The 15,253-nt window shown below is 65.8% G+C and carries 14 protein-coding genes; 6 read left to right on the forward strand and 8 right to left on the reverse strand.

The features are described from left to right. Window positions 1-68 precede the first annotated feature (68 nt). Window positions 69-1,310, reverse strand: a complete 1,242-nt coding sequence (locus P8192_RS13415) for an acyl-CoA dehydrogenase family protein (protein WP_278157505.1) — start codon at window positions 1,308-1,310, stop codon at window positions 69-71. Window positions 1,311-1,500: 190 nt separating this feature from the next. Between P8192_RS13415 and P8192_RS13420 the strand changes: the two genes are divergently transcribed. After that, a complete protein-coding gene (locus P8192_RS13420) occupies window positions 1,501-2,958 on the forward strand; it encodes a benzaldehyde dehydrogenase (protein WP_278157506.1) in 1,458 nt (485 codons plus the stop codon). Here P8192_RS13420 and P8192_RS13425 read toward each other — a convergent pair. Continuing rightward, complete coding sequence (locus P8192_RS13425) at window positions 2,946-4,010, reverse strand: hypothetical protein (protein ID WP_278157507.1); 1,065 nt, start codon at window positions 4,008-4,010, stop codon at window positions 2,946-2,948. The two genes, P8192_RS13420 and P8192_RS13425, sit on opposite strands and share 13 nt — an antisense overlap. Before the next feature lie 69 nt (window positions 4,011-4,079). Between P8192_RS13425 and P8192_RS13430 the strand changes: the two genes are divergently transcribed. Further along, window positions 4,080-5,246 carry an MFS transporter gene (locus tag P8192_RS13430; protein WP_278157508.1) on the forward strand — a complete coding sequence of 389 codons (1,167 nt, stop codon included), beginning with the start codon at window positions 4,080-4,082 and terminating at the stop codon, window positions 5,244-5,246. Between the two features lie 11 nt (window positions 5,247-5,257). Here the strand turns inward: P8192_RS13430 and P8192_RS13435 are convergent, their stop codons facing one another. Both P8192_RS13435 and P8192_RS13440 read right to left on the reverse strand, forming a co-directional pair. Beyond that, window positions 5,258-6,466 (reverse strand): aminotransferase class I/II-fold pyridoxal phosphate-dependent enzyme, encoded by a 1,209-nt coding sequence (locus tag P8192_RS13435; protein WP_278157509.1) that lies wholly within the window; start codon window positions 6,464-6,466, stop codon window positions 5,258-5,260. 9 nt (window positions 6,467-6,475) lie between these two features. Then, window positions 6,476-7,771, reverse strand: coding sequence for an AI-2E family transporter (locus P8192_RS13440; protein WP_278157510.1), 1,296 nt, complete (start codon window positions 7,769-7,771; stop codon window positions 6,476-6,478). Window positions 7,772-8,033: 262 nt separating this feature from the next. On the opposite strand from P8192_RS13440, the gene P8192_RS13445 reads away from it, so the two are divergent. Beyond that, window positions 8,034-8,300: an ATP-binding cassette domain-containing protein gene (locus P8192_RS13445; RefSeq protein ID WP_278157511.1), complete on the forward strand. Its 267-nt coding sequence runs from the start codon at window positions 8,034-8,036 to the stop codon at window positions 8,298-8,300. A 242-nt stretch (window positions 8,301-8,542) separates the two neighbouring features. Continuing rightward, window positions 8,543-9,136: a MetQ/NlpA family ABC transporter substrate-binding protein gene (locus tag P8192_RS13450; RefSeq protein WP_278157512.1), complete on the forward strand. Its 594-nt coding sequence runs from the start codon at window positions 8,543-8,545 to the stop codon at window positions 9,134-9,136. 21 nt (window positions 9,137-9,157) lie between these two features. On the opposite strand, the gene P8192_RS13455 is transcribed toward P8192_RS13450, so the two are convergent. The 3 genes from P8192_RS13455 to rlmN all read right to left on the reverse strand — a co-directional run bounded on the left by P8192_RS13455 (window position 9,158) and on the right by rlmN (window position 12,048). Then, entirely contained in the window at window positions 9,158-10,057 is a 900-nt protein-coding gene (locus tag P8192_RS13455; protein WP_278157513.1) for an SDR family oxidoreductase, read from the reverse strand. A 57-nt stretch (window positions 10,058-10,114) separates the two neighbouring features. After that, the gene (locus P8192_RS13460) at window positions 10,115-10,534 is read right to left on the reverse strand and encodes a ChaB family protein (protein WP_278157514.1); all 420 of its coding nucleotides are present in this window, start codon (window positions 10,532-10,534) and stop codon (window positions 10,115-10,117) included. Window positions 10,535-10,836: 302 nt separating this feature from the next. Further along, the gene (gene rlmN / locus P8192_RS13465) at window positions 10,837-12,048 is read right to left on the reverse strand and encodes a 23S rRNA (adenine(2503)-C(2))-methyltransferase RlmN (protein WP_278159840.1); all 1,212 of its coding nucleotides are present in this window, start codon (window positions 12,046-12,048) and stop codon (window positions 10,837-10,839) included. Window positions 12,049-12,363: 315 nt separating this feature from the next. Here rlmN and P8192_RS13470 point away from each other — a divergent pair, with 315 nt between their 5' ends. Beyond that, window positions 12,364-12,600 carry a hypothetical protein gene (locus tag P8192_RS13470; protein ID WP_270107017.1) on the forward strand — a complete coding sequence of 79 codons (237 nt, stop codon included), beginning with the start codon at window positions 12,364-12,366 and terminating at the stop codon, window positions 12,598-12,600. Between the two features lie 23 nt (window positions 12,601-12,623). Here the strand turns inward: P8192_RS13470 and P8192_RS13475 are convergent, their stop codons facing one another. After that, complete coding sequence (locus P8192_RS13475; RefSeq protein WP_278157515.1) at window positions 12,624-14,126, reverse strand: GMC family oxidoreductase; 1,503 nt, start codon at window positions 14,124-14,126, stop codon at window positions 12,624-12,626. A 168-nt stretch (window positions 14,127-14,294) separates the two neighbouring features. Between P8192_RS13475 and P8192_RS13480 the strand changes: the two genes are divergently transcribed. After that, window positions 14,295-15,218 (forward strand): cation diffusion facilitator family transporter, encoded by a 924-nt coding sequence (locus P8192_RS13480; protein WP_278157516.1) that lies wholly within the window; start codon window positions 14,295-14,297, stop codon window positions 15,216-15,218. Window positions 15,219-15,253: the final 35 nt, after the last annotated feature.

The raw sequence follows: 15,253 nt of genomic DNA on the forward strand, positions 1-15,253 counted from the left end.
CGCGCACTCCGGCATCCCATCACAGAGCAGGACTCAGAACCAGTGCCGCGCCGTCGTCGGTGTCAGCATTAGGCGAAGGCGGACTTACCGGTCAGATCGCGGCCGATGAGCAGCGCCTGCACCGATTCGGTGCCCTCGTAGGTGGTGATCGCCTCGATATCGGCCATGTGGCGGATAACCCCGTGCTCGAGGAGGATGCCGTTGCCGCCCATCAGGTCACGGGCCTCAACGGCGATGCGACGGGCCAGCCGGGTGTTGTTGTACTTCGCCAGCGAGGCTTGCGTCGGGCGCAGCTTTCCGGCGGCTTCCAGTTCCGCCAGCTGCGCGCAGTAGAGCTGCATGGTGGTCAATTCGGAGAGCATCCGGGTGAGCCGTTCCTGCACCAGCTGGTGCTGCGACAGGTACTTACCGAACTGCTTGCGCTGGTTCGCATAGCTCAGAGCGGCCTCGAAACACCCGGTGGCGTGGCCCAGGGCGGACCAGGCGACGCCGAGCCGCGTGGCGTAAAGCACCGTGGAGGCGTCCTTGAAGGTGTGGGTGCCCGGCAGCACGGCGTCGGCGGGCAGAGTGACGTCGGTCAAGGTGATGTAGGCCTGGTCGATAGCACGCAACGAGGCTTTTCCGGGGATGACCTCACCGTGGTAGCCGGCGGTCTCCTGCGGGACGGCGAAGCAGCGCACACCACCGTGGTCCTCGGCCCCTTCCGAGTCCACGCGCGCCCACACGAAGGTAACCCCGCCGGCCGCACCATTGCCGATCCACTTCTTGGTCCCGTTGAGCACCCAGGAGCCGTCCGTCTGACGGGTGGCCTGGGTTTCCAGCCCTGCCGAATCGGAGCCGTGGTCGGGTTCGGTGAGCGCGAAGGCACCCGGCATCGTTCCCGCGGCCAACGGTTTCACGTAACGGTTTTGCTGCTCCTCAGAGCCGAACAGGGCCACGGTGCGCAGCGCCAGCCCGCCCTGCACGGCCAGCACGGTGCCCAGCGAACCGTCGATCCGGGAGAGCTCCATGTTCACCAATCCGGCCGCCAGCGGCGAGAGCAGCTCGACGTCGGGATGCTCGACGCCGTCGCCCAACAGCCCGGCCGCGCCGAGCCCCTCCACCACCTGCAGCGGGTAGCGGTACTCGTCCCAAGCCTGGGTGAGCTCCGCCTGCACCGATTCCCCGTACGCGCGGGCGCGCTGCCAGACCTCACGGTCGGCCGCCGGGATGTCGGCGAACACCTCGTAGTAGTCGATGTCGAGGGCATCGGTGACGCGGTATGCGGGTTCGAGGTGGCCGGGCAGGCCGGAGGCAGTGTTCTGAGTCATACCTCATACTCTACGTCCCGGTAACCTCCGTGCCAAGAGGACGAACCGGCGTTCCGTTGCCATCAAGTTGCATGCCACGCGCCCCGTGCCCGCCGCCGCAGACACCTGCATCAGGACAGCTGACCGCCTCATCTCAGAGCTGAATTACTCACTCTAGAGTGAGTGGGGTGTGATGGGGCACACTGGGAGCATGACTCTTCTTGATTCCTCCCTCTGGTCCGACAAGATCTTCACCGGCAGCTGGACGGCTGGCTCGGCCGACTCGATCGACATCCTCAACCCTGCTGATGGCACCGTGCTGGGGCGCAGCGGCATGGCCTCCGCCGACGACATGCGCGACGCCGCCCGGACGGCTGCAGCCGCCCAGAAGGACTGGGCGCGCACCAAGCCCGCCGAGCGCGCCGCAGTGCTGCGCCGGGCCGGTCAGATCTTCGAAGACCATCAGGCCGAACTCATCGACTGGGTACAGCGCGAAACCGGCGCGATCCCCGCGAAGGCCGGCCTGGAGATCCATGTGGCCGCCAACGAGTGCTTTGACGCCGCAGCCCTCCCCCACCATGCGATGGGCGAGGTGCTGACCTCGGACGAGGACCACTGGTCGTTCGCCCGCCGGCTACCCGTCGGCGTCGTCGGCGTGATCTCGCCGTTCAACTTTCCGCTGATCCTCTCGATCCGTTCCGTGGTGCCCGCCCTCGCGCTGGGCAACGCGGTGGTGCTGAAGCCAGATCCACGTACCCCGGTCTCCGGCGGCGTGATGATCGCCCGTGCCCTGGAAGAGGCCGGACTGCCGGCCGGGGTGTTCCAGATGCTGCCCGGCGGCGCCGAGGCCGGTGCCGTGCTGACGGAAGCACCGGAAATTTCTGTCGTCTCCTTCACGGGCTCGACGGCGGCGGGCCGCAAGGTCGGCGAGGCCGCAGGTCGGAACCTGAAGCGGGTGCACCTGGAGCTCGGCGGCAACAACGCCACCGTGGTGCTGCCCGGGGCCGACGTCGCGAAAGCCGCTTCTGCCGGCGCCTTCGGTTCGTTTCTGCACCAGGGCCAGGTGTGCATGACCACCGGGCGCCACCTGGTGCACGAATCCCTGGCAGATGAGTACGTCAGCGCGCTGAAAGAGAAGGCCGAGCACCTGCCCGTGGGCGATCCGACGCACGAAAACACCGCGCTCGGACCGATCATCGACGAGAAGCAACGCGACAACATCGACCGCATCGTCCGCGAGGCCAAAGACGCCGGGGCGAACATCGTGGCCGGCGGCACCTACGAGAACCTGTTCTACGCGCCCACCGTGATCACGGACTTGACTGAGGACAACCCGGCCTGGTCGGAGGAGATCTTCGGGCCCGTCGCCCCGGTGCGCACCTTCGCCACCGTGGAGGAGGCGGCGGAGATCGTGAACTCTTCGGAGTACGGTCTTTCGGTGGGAATTCTCGGCGACGTCGGCGAGGCCATGAAGCTGGCGGATCTGGTGCGCTCGGGCAAGGTGCACATCAACGAGCAGACCGTCTCCGATGAGTCCAACGCGCCCTTCGGCGGGTTCGGGGATTCCGGCAATGGCTCCCGCTTCGGCGGGTACAGCGCGAACATCGAGGCGTTCACCGAGATCCAATGGCTCACTATGCGCTCGGAGATCGCGCCCTATCCGTTCTGATCGTCGCGGCTCCACTGCCGCTGTCGTTCCCGTTGGCCGTGGGTGATCCGGCGCAGATCGGGCTCGGAGTCGAACCCTGAGCCGAGTGCGCCGGCCACGGTGCCCATCGCAGCAGACAACCAGGCAATGTCGAGATAGTTGCTGAAGTGGGCCTCCTCGCCGAGGATGTCGGACATGAACCCGGGGTCGATCACAATCAGCGCGCCACCCAGAATCAGCACCACCAGCACCGCGTAGAGCGCGAGCATGCATAGTGCCAGAGTCAGCACGGTGGAGAGGTTGTAGTAGAGCACCACCCGCGAGAGGCTCTCATGCTTCGGTCGATCCCACAGCCCGTTACTCAGAATCAGCCAGGCACCCATCGCCGTCATGGCGGTCACCCCGATGAGCAGCAGCCGGGTGGTGGTCAGTGCGTCCGACATCTGCCAGATCGAGTGGTAGAAGATACCGAAAGCTCCGGTGGCGGAAGCGGCAGCCAACGCGTGAGACAGCTTCGGCACAGTGCGCCAAGGGTCGTTGGCCATGGTCATCCCGGCCACGGTGCGTGGGGCGCCCGTGAACGTGTGCGCATGCAGGGCGTAGCTGCCGTCGCGCTGCGACCACTGGCTCCAGCGCAAGGTGTATCGCTTCGGCGTCGGCACAGTCACCCCCGGGGCCACCCGCAGCACGGCGTCGACCATCACCCGCAGCAGCCGCCTCTTGGTCATCCAGGCGCCGAAAGTCGGGCACGACAGCACCGCAAGCTGCTGATCAGGGAAGATCTCGGCCATCAGCGGTTTGCCCTCACTGTGCCGCGGAATCTCGGTGAGCAGCAGGATGACGTCGACATGCTCGTACTCCTCGGCGATGGCGCGGGCATCACGGTACTCCAGGACATTGTCGGGGTCGATCCGGATCATCTCCGTATGCAACGAGACCCGCACGGTGCGCTGCAGTAACTTCGTCAGATCCGTTTCAAACCGCTCGCGCACGGCTCGCGCCCGTCGGGTGGGCAGGCCCGGGTCGGCCACCATCAACACGTGGAGGCTCACCGAATCGGTCGAATTTGCCATGGACCCCCACCCTAGTAGCGCCGTCGCAAAGCCCACAAGGAGAGATACACGGTCATCTAGGCTGAGCGGGTGACGACTCACGACGACGCCTCCGCGCACCGCCGCCCACCGCTGGCGATTTCTCTGGCCGCGCTCACCTCGAGCGTGGACCGGTTCGGCATCTCTCCGCTGCTGATGTTCATCGCCGTCGATTTCGGGGTGTCGCTGGCCGGTTCCGTCGCCGTCGCCTCGGTCTATTTCCTCTGCTACGGGGTCAGCCAGCCGGTGTGGGGCATCCTTTCGGACGCACTCGGCCGACTTCCCGTCATGCGGATCGCCCTGATCGGGGCCGTGCTTGGCTCGCTGGCGTCCCTGCCCGCACCGGGGCTGCTCAGCCTCACCCTGGCCCGCGCTGTCACCGGGGCGTTCTTCGGTGCCGTCGTGCCCGCCTCGATCACCTACGTGGGCGACACGTCGACGCCGCGGCACCGGCAGTCCGCGCTGTCGGATCTGATGGCCGCCATTGCCGTGGGCACCGCACTGGCCACCGCCGCAGCCGGACTGGTGGGCCAGTGGCTGGACTGGCGCGTGATGTTCGCCGTCTCCGCAGGTCTGGCCCTGGTCAGCCTGATTCCCCTCTTCCGCCTGCCCGAACCCGAGCGCGAAACCGGGGTGTCCATCCTCCGCGGCATGGTCCTGTTCTTCCGCGAGCGGTGGGCGCTGCTGGTCGTGGGCCTGGCGTTCGTGGAGGGCGCCCTGGTGCTGGGACTGCTGACCCTACTTGCCCCCGCGCTGGAGCATCAGGGGGTCTCCCCCGGCGCGGCCGGGCTGTCGGTGGCGGCCTACGGTGTGGCCACCATCCTGGTCAGCCGCGGGGTGCGCCCGCTGACCGCACGGTGGTCGCCGTCGCGCATCATCGCCCTGGGCGGCACGTGTCTGACCCTGGGGCTGGGCATCGTGGCGCTGCATCAGGCGGTGCCCACCGTGATCGTGGCCGCCCTGCTGTTGGGTGCCACCTGGGCGCTGATGCACACCTCGCTGCAGGCCTGGGTCACCGAGGTGGTCCCGTCAGCGCGCGGGCTGTCGGTCGCGTTCTTCGCCGGGTGCCTTTTCGCTGGCAGTGCGGCCGGATCCGGGCTGGCCGGCCCGCTGGCCGAGGCCGGGCACTGGGGCCTGCTGTTCGGTGTGGCCGCCGTCGTCGCGCTGGCGCTCACCGTCGTCGCCGCGGCCACCCGCTCCCGCTACCAGTATGGCTGAGCAGCCACCTCTTATTTTTGGAACGCGATGATCCGCTCAATTCCGGCGGCCACGGCGTCATAGCCTGCCGCGAAGGAGATCCGCACGTATTCGTTGCCGCGTGCGGTGTCGAAATCATCGCCAGGGGTCAGCGCCACGTGGGCTTCTTCGAGCAGCGCCCGGCAGTAGGCACCCGAGCTACCGAACCGGTCCAGCATGTCCTGCGGGATCCGCGCGTAGAAGTAGAACGCCCCGTCCGCCGGTGCCGCGTCGGTCCAGCCCAGAGACCCCTGATGCTCCAGCATCAGCGAGCGGGTGCGCGCGAATTCCTGCACCTGCGCGTCGCATTCGGCGTAGGCCTCAGGGCTGAACGCCTCAATCGCCGCATACTGTGCTGCGGCGGGAGGACACAGTGAGACCGACCCGCTCAACGCGTTGACGGCTGGGGCCAGATCATCGGGCATCAGCATCCATCCGACCCTCCAGCCCGGCATGCCCCAGTATTTGGAGAAGGAACTGATCACGATGGCGTCGCGGCCGAATTCCCAGGCGCTGTGGCCGCGCCCGTCCCCGGTGTAGGTGATGCCGTGGTAGATCTCATCCGACACCAACCGCACCCCGCGTGCGGAGGTCCAGTCGGTGAGCTCGCGCAGGTTCTCGGCCGTGATCATGGTGCCGGTCGGATTGTTCGGCGAGGCCACCACCACGCCCGCCAGTTCTCCATGCTCTTCGACGGCGCGATCCAGCATCGCACCGGTCAGCTGGAATCCGGTCTCCGCGCCCGCGTCGACTTCCACCACGTCACAGCCCAGCGCGGTGAGGATGTTCCGGTACGCGGCGTATCCCGGGCGCGCCACCGCCACGCGATCACCCACATCGAACGCAGCCAGGAACGCCGCGACGAAGGCGCCGGAAGAGCCGGTCGTCACCGCCACGTGCTCGGCCCGCACCCCGGCACCCGAGTCATCGAATCCGTACCAGCCGCGGTAGTGTCCGGCGATCGCCTCGCGCAGACCCTGCACGCCCAGCACCGGGGTGTAGTTCAGCGCCCCTCCGGCACCGTGCACAGCCGCAGCGCGTTCGTTTACCGGGGTCGGCGCGCCACCGCCCGGCTCACCCGCACACAGCGAGACCAAGTCGTGGCCCTCCGCTCGCAGCTCGGCCACCCGTCCGAGAATATCCATCACCTGAAACGGGGGCACCTGCGAGCGCCGCGAGGGTCGAAACGATGAACCAGTCATGCCCCGATCCTAGACGCCTTCGCGCCGCGAGGACTCCTCATCTAGGTCGTTGCGGCCCGCATCCTCATCGGATTCATCCTCGCCGTCAGAGTCCTCCTGCTCGGCTTCGTACCGGGCCATCTCCTCGTCGATGTCTTCTCGCGCGTGCTCCAGTTCTTCGGCACCCTCGCGGTCGGTCCACACCTTGACCACGCTCCAGGCCACCGCGGCCAGCGGGACCGCCAGCACCGCACCCACGATGCCGCCGAGCACGGTGCCGCCGGTTAGGGCCATCAAGATCACCAGGGCGTGCAGGTTCAGGGTCTGTGCCATCACCACCGGCTGCAGGAAGTTGCCCTCGAGCTGGTTCACCAGAATCACCGCGCCCAGCACGATCAGCGCCACAATCGGCCCGTTGGCCACCAGGGCAATCAGCGTGGCGAGAATACCGGCGATGGTCGCACCCACCAGCGGAATGAACGACCCCAGGAAGACGACGACGCCCAACGGCAGCGCGAGCGGCACCTGCAGGATGAACAGCGCCACGGTGATGCCGATGGCGTCCACCGCCGCAATGATGGCGGTGCCGCGGATGTATCCGCCGAAGGTGTGCAGGGCGCGGTCACCGGACATGATCCACTTGTCGCGGAAGTGCAGCGGGGTCCAGGAGACGAAGAACGCCCAGATCCGGTCGCCGTCTTTGAGCATGAAGAACAGGATCACCAGCAGCAGCACCAGGCCCGTCACAAAGCTGCCGGCCGCGCTGATCGTATTGAGCGCGCCAGTGCCGAACTGGGAACTGGTCGCAAACGAGGTCACCGTATCAATGGCCGAGTCGATCTGTGACTGATCGATGGTGATGCCCAGATCACCCACCAGACCCTCGACCAGTTCACGCAGCTCATTGAAGCCTTCCACCGCCTGTTCCACCAGCGTGGACCATTCGCGGATCACCGAGAACACGAGCCCGGTGCCGATACCTCCGAGCACCAGCAGCGAGCCCAGGAACACGCTCCACGCCGCCAGCATCGGCGACATGACCTTCCGCGCCTGCATCACCAGCGGCCACAGGGCACAGGCCAGAATCAGGGCGATCAGCGTAGGGATCACGATCACCGTCAGCCGCAGGGCCGCGATCACCATCATCCCGACCACGGTGCCGATGATGAGCAGCTGCAGGGCGCGGATGCCCATGCGTCCCATGGTGTCGGTCCAGAGGCCGCTGACCGTGAAGCTGGGCCGCTCCGTCTTCGTCTCCGACGACGCGACGACGGCGCCGGTCCCCTTCACAGGGCCAGAAGATTCGGCACGACGGCGTAAAGACATGAATGCTCCTCAAGACGGGAATCGGTGAGAGGTCTGCAGATCATGCTACGCCCCCACCCTTGCACCCCTCTATGACGCACCGCCCCGTGGTTTCTCACGAAGATTCGTGCCCACCGGCGCAACATCGGCACGTACATTTGTCGCGCAGGGTCATAAATCGGGCGAATAGGCCCGAATTCGGGTATTCGGGGCGCGCTGTCGCGGGGCGACCAAGCGTGACGACGGAGTTCACCAGGCCGGGGTTGGCGCCTGCTGTTGCACCATGATCACACTCGAGAACCTGACGAAGGTCTACGGTGACGGCCCCGACGCCGTCACCGTCTTGGACCGGCTGAACGTGAAGGTCGCCAGCGGCGAGATCCGCGCGATCGTCGGCCCCTCCGGATCTGGGAAGACCACGTTGGCCCACTGCATCAGCCTGCTGGAGCGACCCACGTCTGGCACCATCACGGTGAACGGCGAGCAGCTCTCCGGCGGCCAGCGGTCTCGACCCGCAGACCACCCGTTCGGTGGTGGAACTGCTGCGTGAGCTGCGCGACGATCTGGGGCTGGCGATCGTCTTCGTCACTCACGAGATGGACACGGTGTTGCACGCCGCCGACAGCGCCGCGCTGCTCAACCATGGCCGCATCGCCGAACAGGGTCGGCTGGTGGACTTGCTCCGCGACCCGTCATCCACCCTCGGCCGTGCCCTCCAGCCGCACCTTCCGGCCACGTCGACGACGACGGACGAACAGGTCTGGAAGGTCATCTTCGCCGCCTCGAACGTGCGTGGCGATTGGCTGCAGCAGCTCAGCGCGCCGTCGAGCGCTCAGCAGAGGTGCAGGCCGAACAGGCGCCGCAGACAGCGTCGCTGGACGCGCGGTTTCCACCGGCGAGGTCGCAGCCACGGTCTACCAGCACGAGCTGTGGCTGGCCCAGGTGCTCGAAGCCAACCCGGACTTCAGCCTCGAAGCGGCTACTCCCGTGTTCCGCTGGGGCTTCGGCGTCTACTCCGAAAAGTACGGGTCCATCGAGGAGATTCCCGACGGCGCCACCATCTCGCTCTACAACGATCCGGCGAACGAGGCTCAGGGGCTGTGGCTGCTGGAGGAGGCCGGGCTGATCGAGTTGGACGACAGCATCAACACATGGCAGGCCACCCAGGACGATATCGTCGCCAACCCGAAGAACCTGGAGTTCCTGCTGCTGGACTTCGCCGCGCCGACCCCGGATGAGTTTGCCGGCCAGCTCACCATCGGATCCGACTACAAGGACACCGAGAACATCCAGAACCTGGTCAAAGCATTCCAGGATCCGCGCGTCCAGGAGTTCCTCGCCGAGGATCCGGCCGTGAAGGGTCTACTACTCCCCTACGAGGACTGAGGTCCTCCTACGCAGGGGCGGTCAAGGCGTGGGACGACCGCCGTTGACGTTGAGTGTCTCTCCGATCACGTAGCTTGATTCGGAGGAGGCGAGGAACACAAATGCTGGTGCTATTTCGGTCGGCTGTCCCGCGCGGCCCAGGGGCGTGTCATGTCCGAAAACAGGCAGCTTCTCCTTGGGTTGGCCGTCGGACACCTGGAGAACGGTCCAGATCGGTCCCGGTGCTACCGCGTTGACGCGAATGCCACGCGGAGCCAGGTGCTGCCCAAGACCCTTGGTGAAGTTGTTGATAGCACCTTTGGTCGCAGCGTAGTCGAGGAGCACAGGTGAAGGGTCGTAGGCCTGAATCGAGGTGGAGTTGATAATAGATGAACCTGGCGGAAGGTGAGGCACAGCCGCTCGCGTCACACGATAGATTCCGTGAATATTCGTTTCGAATGTTGATGACCACTGGTCATCAGAAAGGTCTTCGAAATTTTCGACGGCAATCTGTCGGCCCGCGTTATTGACGAGAATATCCAACTGCCCCAATTCTGCAACGGCATCGTGGACAAGCTGTCGACAAAAGGACGGATCCGACAGGTCACCGGGTAGGAGAACTGCCCTCTGACCCGCGTCACGAATGACAGCGCAGACGTGCTCAGCGTCCTCTTCCTCTGAGGGCAGATAGTTCAGCGCAACGTCCGCACCTTCACGCGCAAAGGCGATCGCGACCGCAGCCCCAATACCGGAATCAGCGCCCGTGATCAGCGCGTGACGACCCACTAGCCTCCCCGTGCCAACATACGATTCCTCCCCGCGGTCCGGTGTCGGCTCGAGATCGGCATCCAGCCCGGGCTCAGGCTGGTCCTGTTTAGGTGGGCTAATCTTCGGGAAGCGATGGACTGGGTCCTGGAAGGTCAATTGATTCTGCTGAGTCATGGCGGTACTGTCCTTTCCTTACCTGCGGGATAGAGCGAGCGCTCAGAGGTCGGCACGTTACGATTTCTTCTTCGATTGGCGCTGGCTCTCCTTGTCGAGAGCATCAACCAGTTCGGCTTTCGTCATCGACGAGCGCCCTTTGATATCCAGCTTCTGGGCTTGTTTGTAGAGGTGGGCTTTAGACGCGCGAGCATTCACACCTCCGGCGGTCTCGCTATCCGCCGCTGACGAGCCGCTCTCGCTACGCGAGTCCGAGGGGCCCGCTTGCTTTTTCGCCTGCCAGCGGTCACCGACTTTCTCATGTGTGTGCTTCAGCGCCGCATAGGCGACTCGATGTGCTCGCTCTTCGTCGTCATACTCGTCCATGGCGGAGTCGTAGGCTTTGGCGAAGGTGCGTTGCGCCTTCTGGCTGGATTTCTTGAGGGTCGAGGGCAGCTCGGATTTCTTGGCATGCCCAGTCGAGGTGGTTTTCGGCATGGCGCTCTCCTTCACAATGCGTTGTCTCGATCCCACGAGACAAGCTGTCCGGATCACGCTAGGTGCGCATGACGGTGAAAACAACCTTCTGTCGCCACGAAAAACTCATAAGACTCAAGATGAGCCGCGAACTTCATGCGTTACTTGAGCGTCCTGAGTTACCATTCAATGCACTATTTTCACGAAACACAACATCGAGTTCCCGCGCTCCGTGCGGCCCTCTTGCGGGGTCCTCGCCGCATGGAGTTCAGCAGGCGAGGGTACAACTGCCCTCGGAGAGACAAACTCCGGCTCGGGGAGGATCAGACCTCTTCGGCGGCGAGCTGACCGCAGGCGCCGTCGATCTCCTTGCCGCGAGTGTCGCGCAGGGTGGTAGGCACTCCGGCGTCGTTGAGTCTGCGCACGAATTCTGCGGTGACGTCCGGCTCCGAAGACGTCCAGATGGAGCCGGGCGTCGGGTTCAGCGGAATCGGGTTGACGTGCACCCAGCCGCGGCCGCGGGCGTTGAGCTTCTTCGCCAGCAGGTCGGCACGCCAGGCGTGGTCGTTCATGTCCTTGATGAGCGCGTACTCGATGGACACCCGGCGCCCGGTGGTGCGGTAGTAGTTGTACGCCGCGTCGATAGCTTCGTCTGCTTTCCAGCGGGAGTTCACCGGGATCAGCTCGTCGCGCAGTTCGTCGTCCGGGGCGTGCAGCGAGAGAGCGAACGTCACCGGGATGCCCTCATCGGCCAGCTTGTTGATGGCCGGCACCAGTCCCACCGTGGAGACGGTGATGTTGCGGGCCGACATGCCCAGGCCCTCGGGCGCCGGATCCACCATGCGGCGCACCGAGGAGATGACCCGCTTGTAGTTGGCCAGCGGTTCACCCATCCCCATGAACACGATGTTGGAGACACGTTCGGCCGGGGCACTCGGATCGCGGTCACCGCGGCGACCGCCCAGCTCGCCGTCGGCGATGGCCTGATTGGCGCGGACCATCTGCTCGACGATCTCCGCTGTCGACATATTGCGGGTGAGCCCGTTCTGGCCGGTGGCGCAGAAGGGGCAGTTCATGCCGCAGCCGGCCTGCGAGGACACGCACAGGGTGATGCGGCCGGGGTAGCGCATCAGCACGGACTCAACGAGCGCGCCGTCAAAGAGCCGCCACAGGAATTTGATGGTGTCACCGGAATCGGTGGAGAATCGGCGCACCTCGGTGAGCAGCGGCGGCAGCATCTGCTCGACCAGCTCGGCGCGACCCGACTGCGGCAGATCCGTCATCTGCTCCGGATCGGAGGTGTGGTGCACGAAGTAGTGCGTGGAGAGCTGCTTGGCACGGAAGCCGGGCAGGCCCAGCTCTTTCACCTTCTCCTGACGTTCGGCGAGGGTGAGGTCGGCCAGGTGCGTCGGCGGCTGCTTCACGCGGGGCTGCTTGAACTGCAGCAGGGGCCGGCCCTCGGAGTTGGTGCGCTGGGTCCAGCCTTCGGCCTTGGGGCGCACCTGCGGGCGCGCGGAAGCCGCCGAGCCGGTCATGTTCCGGGATTCGGCGGGCGAACCGTAGCCGTGCTTCTTCAACCGGTCGCGGTCTTCGGCCAGTTCGGTCAGGGGGCGGGCTTCGACGTCGACGTCGTGCTCGGGGGTGTCCCGGGCGATGACCTTCGACGGAGCAGAATTCTCAGGGATGCGGTGCTCAGACATGGCCCCTCCATTGTCCCACAGCCGCGCAAATTCGCCGACGGCAGGGTCAGGTATGGAGTTGTGAGCGTCAGGCGCCTACCGTGGAAGGGACAGCACTTGATGCCCGCATTGCGTCTCGCATCGGAAACGGCAACCAAAGGAGTGACTGTCATGGCACCGCAGAGTTCGCCAGAAGAACCCGAAGAGACTCCCGGCCGCTTAGGCTTTTTCGCCGTGCCGGTCGAATTACTCGGCGTGGTGGCCGCGACCAGCGCCGGCGTGCTCACCGTGATGGCTCCTGATCAGTCCACCGTGCTCGGAATCATCATCCTCGTCATCGGCGCGGCGTTGCTCATCGATGTCAGCCGGCGCATTTGGCGCCTGGCCACCGGCCGCGAACACTACTGACGCCTGTAGGTGGGATGTTCGGCTCAGAACGGGGTGACGCCGGTCATGGCGGCGGCAGCTTTTTCGCCGATCAGCACCGAGGGGGCGTTGGTGTTGCCGGTGATCACCTGCGGCATGATCGAGGCATCGGCCACCCGCAGCCCCGCCAGCCCATGCACCCGGAAACTCTCGGGATCCACCACGGCGTCGGCGTCGCGCCCCATCCGACAGGTGCCCACCTGGTGGTGGTACGTCGTCGTGGTGTTGCGAATGTACTCGACGAGCGATTCCTCGTCGTCGCCCACCTCGGGGCCGGGGAACAGTTCGGTGGCACCCCATTCCTCGGTCAGCGGAGCCTGTGCGGCGATGGAGCGGCATTGGCGCAACGAGAACAGCATGGAGTCCAGGTCGGTACGCTCGGCGTAGGCGTTGAGATCCACGCGCACCGGGTCCTCTGGAGCGGGCCCGGACAGCGTCAGTGAGCCGCGCGAATCCGGACGCACGATCCCGGCCAGCAGCGAGAACCCTTCCTCCGGTCCTTCCATCAGCATGCCCGCTGTGTTGGTGTACATCGGCACCGAGAACAGGATCGGCTGGGTGTCGGGCACGGGCAGCTCGGGGTCCGATTTCGACCAGAAGTGCACCTGCGCGGCCGCCACCTCGGGTGGCCCTTGGGGCTTTTCGGTGGTGCAGATCACGGGCACCAGCAGGTGATCATGCAGGTTCTGGCCGACTCCGGGCAGATCGTGAGTCACCTCGACGCCGACCTCGTTCAGATGCGCACTCGGGCCAATCCCGGAGCGCAACAGGATCTCCGGGGACCCCAGCGCCCCCGCGGTGAGCACCACCTCGTCCGCGGTGACTGTGAGGGTCTCGCCGTCGGCGTCAGTAAATTCCGCTCCGGTCACGGTGTCGCCATCGAGCAGCAGCCGCCGCGCCGTCGCACCCGTCACCAGGGTCAGGTTCTCGTGGTCGGCCAGCGGCTTGAGATATGCACGCCAGGTGTTGAGCCGCTTCTGGTCGCGCATGGTGAGTTGCATCCAGCCCACGCCTTCGACATCGCCGGAGTTGTAGTTCGGGTTTTCGGGTACCCCCTCAGCCACCACGGCATCGTAGAGGCTTTGCTGGATCGCATGGTGCGGGTAGCCGTCCTCAGTGATGTCCAGGTGGGATTCGGCCGTCTCGAAGTAGGGCAGGACGTCGTCCCAGCCCCAACCGGTGCAGCCCTGCTCCGCCCAGGTGTCGTAGTCCCAACGGTCGCCGCGCACCCAGATGGTGGCGTTCAGCGCGTGGGATCCGCCCATCACCTTGCCGCGTGGCAGGTGGATGCTCCGGCCGTTGAGTTCGGTCTGCTCGGTGGTGAAGTAGTTCCAATCCTCGGCAGCGCCCCACAAGAAGCCCAGCCGGGAGACATCGTCGATGTCCGGGTTGGTGTCCGCGCCTCCGGCTTCCACCAGGGTGACCCGGTGTCCGGCGTCCACCAGCCGCCGCGCGAGCACGCAGCCAGCGGATCCGGCACCGATGAGCAGATAGTCCGTAGTCGACATGGCAGCACTCCTGTTTCCCGAGAGGTGACCGATCGGTCAGTTGACGTGCCTCCACTGTAGAGTGAGCTGCCTCACAGGGACTTGGCTTTGCGCGCAGAATCCTTGATTTTCCCTCCCCCGCCCGGCACGATACCCCATGGGGGTACCTATGATTCAGGAGGCGAGACGATGAGCCACAGCCACGGCCACGGGCACTCACATAGCGCCGGGAGCACACGCGGCCGCCTCGCCATCGCCTTTGTCGTGACCACCGTGGTGCTGATCATCGGGGTGATCGGTGCCTGGATCACCGGTTCGCTGGCCCTGCTCGTCGATGCCGCCCACATGCTCACGGACGCCAGTGGGTTGCTCGTCGCGCTGATCGCCGCCACCCTCACCCTGCGCCCGGCCTCGGGCCAGCGCACCTGGGGCTGGCTGCGCGCCGAGGTGCTGGCCGCGGGCGCCCAGGCCACGGTGTTGCTCGGGGTCGGCGGCTTCGCCCTGGTGGAGGGTGTGCGCCGTTGGCAGGATCCGCCCGAGATCGCGGGCCCGGAGCTGCTGATTTTCGGCGCCATTGGCCTGGCCGGCAACCTGGTCTCGCTCCTGGTCTTGCTCTCCGGGCGCAACGCCTCACTGAACATGCGCGCGGCTTTTCTCGAGGTGCTCAACGATGCCCTGGGATCCGTGGCGGTGATCGTCTCCGCCGTCGTCATCACCACCACCGACTGGATGCGGGCCGACGCCGTAGCGGGCATCGTGATCGCCCTGCTGATCATCCCGCGCGCCTTCGTCATCCTGAAAGAAGCTGGCTCCGTACTGCTGGAAACCGCGCCGAAGGGGCTCGACGTCGAGGCGGTGCGCGGGCACATGGAGCGCAAGGACGGTGTCCTCGACGTGCACGACCTGCATGCCACCCGCATCGACACGCGCACCGTGGTGGTCACCGCCCATGTGGTGGTCGAGCCGCAGCGCTTCCACGACGGCACTGCCCCGCAGATTCTCGACGATCTGCAAGAGTGCCTCACCGAGCACTGGGGTATCCCGGTGGACCACGCCACCATTCAGCTCGAACCCCCGGAGCATCAGGGCCACGAGCCCGAACTCAATCACTGACGCACCCCGACGTCGTCTCGTCGATCTGCACCTCA

It is taken from the genome of Citricoccus muralis, from assembly GCF_029637705.1.
Lineage (GTDB): Bacteria > Actinomycetota > Actinomycetes > Actinomycetales > Micrococcaceae > CmP2.

Bases quoted from the DNA above. Each gene is read 5' to 3' on its own strand.
- P8192_RS13415 (WP_278157505.1), bottom strand. From the start codon at position 1,310: ATGACTCAGAACACTGCCTCCGGCCTGCCCGGCCACCTCGAACCCGCA.
- P8192_RS13425 (WP_278157507.1), bottom strand. From the start codon at position 4,010: ATGGCAAATTCGACCGATTCGGTGAGCCTCCACGTGTTGATGGTGGCC.
- P8192_RS13480 (WP_278157516.1), top strand. From the start codon at position 14,295: ATGAGCCACAGCCACGGCCACGGGCACTCACATAGCGCCGGGAGCACA.
- P8192_RS13475 (WP_278157515.1), bottom strand. From the start codon at position 14,126: ATGTCGACTACGGACTATCTGCTCATCGGTGCCGGATCCGCTGGCTGC.
- P8192_RS13460 (WP_278157514.1), bottom strand. From the start codon at position 10,534: ATGCCGAAAACCACCTCGACTGGGCATGCCAAGAAATCCGAGCTGCCC.
- P8192_RS13445 (WP_278157511.1), top strand. From the start codon at position 8,034: ATGATCACACTCGAGAACCTGACGAAGGTCTACGGTGACGGCCCCGAC.
- P8192_RS13420 (WP_278157506.1), top strand. From the start codon at position 1,501: ATGACTCTTCTTGATTCCTCCCTCTGGTCCGACAAGATCTTCACCGGC.
- P8192_RS13435 (WP_278157509.1), bottom strand. From the start codon at position 6,466: ATGACTGGTTCATCGTTTCGACCCTCGCGGCGCTCGCAGGTGCCCCCG.
- P8192_RS13440 (WP_278157510.1), bottom strand. From the start codon at position 7,771: ATGTCTTTACGCCGTCGTGCCGAATCTTCTGGCCCTGTGAAGGGGACC.
- P8192_RS13455 (WP_278157513.1), bottom strand. From the start codon at position 10,057: ATGACTCAGCAGAATCAATTGACCTTCCAGGACCCAGTCCATCGCTTC.
- rlmN (WP_278159840.1), bottom strand. From the start codon at position 12,048: ATGACCGGCTCGGCGGCTTCCGCGCGCCCGCAGGTGCGCCCCAAGGCC.
- P8192_RS13470 (WP_270107017.1), top strand. From the start codon at position 12,364: ATGGCACCGCAGAGTTCGCCAGAAGAACCCGAAGAGACTCCCGGCCGC.